This is a genomic window from Streptomyces sp. NPDC005574, assembly GCF_040605435.1.
Taxonomy (GTDB): domain Bacteria; phylum Actinomycetota; class Actinomycetes; order Streptomycetales; family Streptomycetaceae; genus Streptomyces.
This window is the reverse complement of sequence record NZ_JBEXCW010000199.1, coordinates 1-5473: the sequence shown is the minus strand read 5'-3', so window position 1 is coordinate 5473 and position 5473 is coordinate 1. Positions and strand designations below refer to the sequence as shown.

Sequence of the window (5473 nt, the reverse complement as noted above, 5' to 3'; positions counted from 1 at the left end):
ACGCCGGATACGACCTCAACACTCGCATCCTCGCAGGCCACGGGCACCTTCTGCTGATACCCGATCAGATCACCTCAGCCGCTGAATATCCGAGGCCAGCTGCCACTCCTCCGCCCGAGTCAGCCTGGCGCCGTTCCGGCATCACGCACCCAAGTCCGCAACGTCTCGGGGTGACCTGCAGATTGGCCGCGACGTCCCTGAACGTCCGCCGGCCTTTCGACGCCCGCCACAACGACACCGCGTCGGACCGGAACTCCACGTTGTACTTCGAGGGCCGTGCCAGTAGATCTTCACCTTCCAGGATCACCAAGATCCATTACCAGGTGTGCCCACCTCACAGGGGTCACCTCACCCACGGCCGCCATCCGACAGGCGGACAGTTCGCCGAGTTGCTGTACGGCCTCAGCCGTACAGTCAGGCAGACGGGTGACCGCCACGAGCCGCCCTGGCCGTCGGTGGGCCGTGCCCGACAGGCGGTCGCCCGCTGGGCACAGGGCCGGTTCTACCGGTGCTGTTCAGGTTGGCCAGTGCGGGTCTCGACTGCGTGCGACACCGCTTCGCCGACCGGGTCGGGCCCCTCGGCGAGTTCCAGAACGAGTCCGGTCGCGGCGGGGGTGTCGAGCAACGCAACCAAAACCTGAGCCACGTCGTCGCGGGTGACCTCGCCGACGCTCCGCTCGGCGGTGAGGCGAACGGTGCCGGTGCCCGGCTCGTTCGTCAGAGCGGCCGGCCGCAGGACAATCCAGTCGAGGTCCTGGGCCATGAGGTGTTCGTCCGCGGCGGTCTTGGCGTGCACGTAGGCGGCCCAGACGTCATCGGCGTGGGCCGGCGGCGGACTGCCCGCCCCGCGGGTGGAGACCATCACATACCGCCGGACCCCGGCCCGCAGCGCAGCGTCGGCGAGAAGAACCGCGGCCTGGTGGTCGACGGTGTGCTTGCGGGCAGCACCGCTGCCCGGCCCGGCCCCGGCGGCGAAGACCACGGCATCCGCTCCGGACAGAATCGCAGCAACGTCGTAACACGATGCCTTTTCAAGGTCACAGACGACAGGCTCGATCCCGTCTGCTTGCAAGTCGCTTCCGTGATTTAGCTTGCGGACGATCCCGACGACACTGTCGCCGCGGGTCGCAAGCAGCCTGCCCACGCGCCGAGCGATCTGGCCGTGCCCGCCGGCGATCACAATCTTCATGAAACTCTCCTCGGATGGAAATGACGATGCTGTCCCTGCAAGACAAGTACTGCAGCGGACCGGTCGCGTACTGCGGGCCGGTCTGGAGCCAATCCAAAGCGCCTCGTGGCGGCTGGCCAGCCGGACCACACGGCAGAAGGTGATGCAAACCTTCAGCGCAGTGCGATTGTCCACCTGGCGGATAGCCCCGGCACGCTATCGAGGTCCACGGTGTGGTCGAAGACCACACCGGGTCGATCGCGCCGGAGAAGGACGTCGGGCAGCAGCTCGGGAATGTAGGCGCGGGCCGGGGCGACGCCGCCGCGCAGCGAGACGTTCCGGCCGAACATCTGGCCGATGCCGCTCGCCGGCGCTGCCGCCGTGCGGCACACCTACGTAGCCGACCGCACCGCCGTCGCGGGCGATCGAGATGGCCGTCCGCATGGACTCCTCGATGCCGACCGCCTCCAGCACCGCGTGGGCGCCCTCACCGCCGGTCAGCTCCCTCACCACCCCGACCGCGTCGGTAGCGCCGAACGAGCGGGCGATCACGGTCCGCGCCGTGCCGGCCAAGCGCGATGATTCGCACTCTCGATAACGTGGCAATGCCCTATTTTCGTGTCAGACCCGAGATATCTGATGACACCTCATCGCATGCATCAGTTTGGCCCTTGCGGGAGGCAGCGGATCGGGGCATGGGGGTGAAATTTGTCGTACAGATAGTATGGGCGTGCATGGGTGATGAAGTCGTCTGTGGTGGCGAAGCCCCGTTCCAGGACCGCGTCATCGAGATCCGACCGGTTCCAACGCTGGCCGAAGTGAGCGAGGATCTTGTCGGGCCGCAACATGTCCACTTTCAGGGACAGCCGTTTGCTTTCGATCTGGCGGTGGAATCGTCGGGACTCAACGAGGTGGTTCCTCAAAGGAGCGTAGGCGCCGGTCACCCGCAGTTCTTGGAGGAAAGGGTCACCCCAGGCCAAAGTACTGTGGGGAAACAGGGCACGCGAGGCTGCCTTGCAGATGCGGGACACGTCCGGCAGGTTGCGTTCGATTTGGGTGCACCACTGGTCGAATCCATCCACGACAGCACTGTCGGAGACAAGGCCAAGCACCTGGAGACGCCTGACTGCAGCCATCTCAAGATCGTGGACCGTAGTCGGCTGAGCGAGTACGGGGTTCGGGGCGCTCGAGTGGTAGTCGGCGGCTAGGGCACGCAGTGCAACTCCTTCGCGCCAGGCAGCGTAGTCGGCGGCCAAGACCTGGCTCATTCTGTGTACCTCGCTGTCCGCGACCCATCCAACGCCAGGCTCTTGAACGCCCATTCCGGAGGTGCGCCAGGAGGCCAAGAAGCTTGTGAGGCTCAGTTGCCAGGTGGCTTTAGGACGAAGGCGCTCCGGCACCGTGGATGCTTCTGTGCGGGTGAGGTGTTCAAGCAGGCCCAGCGCATCGGCCTGCTTGACATTGGGCAGGGAGTGGAGGATCCCGGTGATCGCAAGCTGGTGTTCGGTCTCGGCATCGCAATCTGCTGCAACGGACAGGAGTTTGTCCAAGGTGCGTTCCATGAACGGCAACTTTCCAGCGACGGCAATGAACCGTTCCGCCAGGTCGCGCGGGATCACCCGTGTGGCAGCGGCATCCATCAGCGCGAACCGCGCGTTGACTAGCGCCTCGGTGTATGCCTGATAGTCGTCGCCCTCTGTGCCATGGAGTAGCGCCACCTCGTCGTCCGCGGAGATGAGCCCGCTGTGGTAGCCAGCGAATACGCGTCCATGGCCAGTCATGCCAAATGCGTGCAGCTCTGCGGCACGTAGGGCACCCATGCTCGCCGCGCCGTGGACCGCGACGCCACGGGCCAGCAGGTCCAGAATCTCCTTGTGCCGGACGGAAGGACGGCGCTGAAAGTATCCATCGATGATGGCGACTGTGTCGCCGGCTTTCGCCTGCAGCCGCGGCAGGTCTCCGCCTGCTACTGGCGGAAGGATCTCCATCCGGCGGCCATAGTATTCTCGGAGTACGCCAGGCACCGACGGGCCGGCGAAAACGAAAATCGTCATGTGATCCGGTCCAAACGTAGCTGGAGGCCCGGGATGACGACCTTGACGACAGGTATGTCGAACTCCGGCCGAGTCAGATCGACCCACAGCACTGCCCCGCCCGTCAGATTGCGCACTGCCGTGATTGCGACATGGAGATCGTCTTCCCACGAGCTCACGGCCGCTTGCCCCTCCGGCGGGAACGCCCGCGCTGGTTCAAGCGGGGTAAAGGGGCTGCGAAGGTGGGGCCGCGATGAAAGTTCTTCATATACGTCGCTGCGGAGATCGTCTCGGGACCCCGCGATGCAGGTGAGCCGCGACTGCGCGGCCTCGGTTAGCGCCCGAGACAGTGCAACATCGGGATCTCGGTGACATCCAAAGCCACCGAACCGGACAGGAAGGTCAGCGGACCAGATCTCGACCTCATAGCAGGGAAGCTCACTCAAATGTGTGATGTCGTAGACACGAACTTCCACATCGGCCGCAGCGAAGCGGTCCAGCACCTCAGCTGAACATCCCCAGACCGTCGCGGGATCCAGCTCAAGGCCCGATCTGTCAGCTGGTCTACGTGCGACGGCGTCGCGCTCCACCGCCTCGTACAGAGCATGCAACAGTGCTTCTTCAACGGTATTGCCGCTCGCTAGTCCGTTGGAGTCGCAGTTAAGAACCGGAGGACTCCAAAAGCCCGGGTCAGTACTATCAAGTACCGCACATATCTGCGGGATCCACTGAGGCTCCTCGCTGCCGATCTCCCTGCCGGCTATCCACCGCAGTTGGGTACTGCCGGACAATATCGATCTTTGCGGGCGGGGCAGATCGAAAAGCGAGTAGGTCAGGGCTGGCGTCATTTCATCCACACTGGCCCCGACCGTGGGTAGCATGCGGCCTTCTTCGGCGTGCCAGGTCTCGATTGCCTCCATAGCCCCGGATACCCGGGCAAGTTCGTGACTGATACCCTTGCCTTGGGAAAGCGACAGTGTCCGGCCATTTGGCCGGATCGCCTGCCATACGGGTATGCCGATAATATCGAGACCCGTCACATCAGCCACCCGGGTGATACCCATGGCCGGAAGCATCGGCATAATGCGGCGCCAAGTTTCCTCTGCGAGAACGGCGCGATGCGTCCCCCTGCTTACCAGTTTGGCGACGTCACGCATGACTCGACCGCCCGATTGGTAAAAAGAATCCATGGCACACCGGCCGTGCACAATCTAAAACTCACTCGTCCGAGACCATGAGAGTAGTCCAGGTGCTACTGGAGGTGTAATCCCCATCTATTAGCTCCGCGTCAATATTGATGGCTACCTCGACACCTTCCACATTAACGGAAATCATAATATCCTCCAGATTGACGCTTCATTTTTTACTCAGCTGATTTCACCGCTGGATGGCTGCAAGCCGAAAAAGTTCGACCTCTGCCTAGTCACCGCGAGCGGCTTTCCTGCAGATTTGACCTTCCTTTACAGTGCCATCTGCGCCACACGGGAGTTTGAGTATTCAATACCTATTTCGTCCAGCTCCCGCCAATCCCGGAGGGTTATTCATGCTCAGGCCCTTCAGTTGGAGATCGGCGGCTTTGTTGTAGTTCGGGGTTTGTTGGGTGGTGGTCGTGCCGTGGGGTGTCCGGCTTCGCGGGCGCGGTTGCGTCGCCGGTGACAGGACCGGGCGACGGCTTGGTGGCAGCGTCGCCACCATGACCAGTGCAGGCCGTGGCGGATTCGCTCGGTCGGTGCGGGCTGGGGTGCCATCACCGACAGCAGTCGGGCGATTTCATACGTCGTGAACGCGATGGGGACGGTGCCGGTAGGGCTGGTGGGATCGGCGAGGTCCCCCTGTGTGCTGCGCAGGTATGTCCAAGCCGGTGTGCAGGATCTTAGCGACGCGTTCGGGACCGGTCTGCGCGTCGTCGCGGGTGGCGGTTGCGGCTTGAACGGCCAGGAAGGCCGCGGCCAACTGGGCGAGGGTGGTGTGCCGGTACCAGCCGTGGAAGGAGCGCACCTCGTAGTCGGCCATCCCGGCGACCGACTTCGCAAGCTTGATCGCTTCTTCCACCCGCCAGCGGGCCCCGGGTACGCGGACCAGCTCTTCCACGGTGGTCTCGGGCGGGCCCCAGGCCACGTAGTAGTCGCGCTGAGTGGGCGTCTGCGGTCGTCGTCGGGCGATGAACCACCGCACCCACGGGCGTTGTCAACTTGTTGGGGCAGCGGGTCGTTGAGGGTGTGTTAGGTCGTGGTGGGGCCGGATGGCGGCCTATGGTTCAGCCTGCCGTGGG

Annotated in this window: 4 protein-coding genes and 2 pseudogenes; all 6 read right to left on the bottom strand. The window is 63.9% G+C overall.

All coding sequences use genetic code 11. The features are described 5' to 3' along the window. Nucleotides 1-143 precede the first annotated feature (143 nt). Nucleotides 144-283, bottom strand: a pseudogene (locus tag ABZT03_RS42805) (transposase); the annotation flags it as partial. Nucleotides 284-502: 219 nt separating this feature from the next. After that, complete coding sequence (locus ABZT03_RS42800; protein ID WP_356049553.1) at nucleotides 503-1189, bottom strand: NAD(P)H-binding protein; 687 nt, start codon at nucleotides 1187-1189, stop codon at nucleotides 503-505. 138 nt (nucleotides 1190-1327) lie between these two features. Further along, nucleotides 1328-1754: pseudogene (locus ABZT03_RS42795) on the bottom strand (zinc-binding dehydrogenase); the annotation flags it as partial. Nucleotides 1755-1827: 73 nt separating this feature from the next. Further along, nucleotides 1828-3156, bottom strand: coding sequence for a TfuA domain-containing protein (locus tag ABZT03_RS42790; RefSeq protein WP_356049551.1), 1329 nt, complete (start codon nucleotides 3154-3156; stop codon nucleotides 1828-1830). A 62-nt stretch (nucleotides 3157-3218) separates the two neighbouring features. Then, nucleotides 3219-4358, bottom strand: a complete 1140-nt coding sequence (locus tag ABZT03_RS42785) for a YcaO-like family protein (protein ID WP_356049549.1) — start codon at nucleotides 4356-4358, stop codon at nucleotides 3219-3221. A 613-nt stretch (nucleotides 4359-4971) separates the two neighbouring features. Further along, nucleotides 4972-5376, bottom strand: coding sequence for a hypothetical protein (locus ABZT03_RS42780; RefSeq protein WP_356049547.1), 405 nt, complete (start codon nucleotides 5374-5376; stop codon nucleotides 4972-4974). Nucleotides 5377-5473 lie beyond the last annotated feature (97 nt).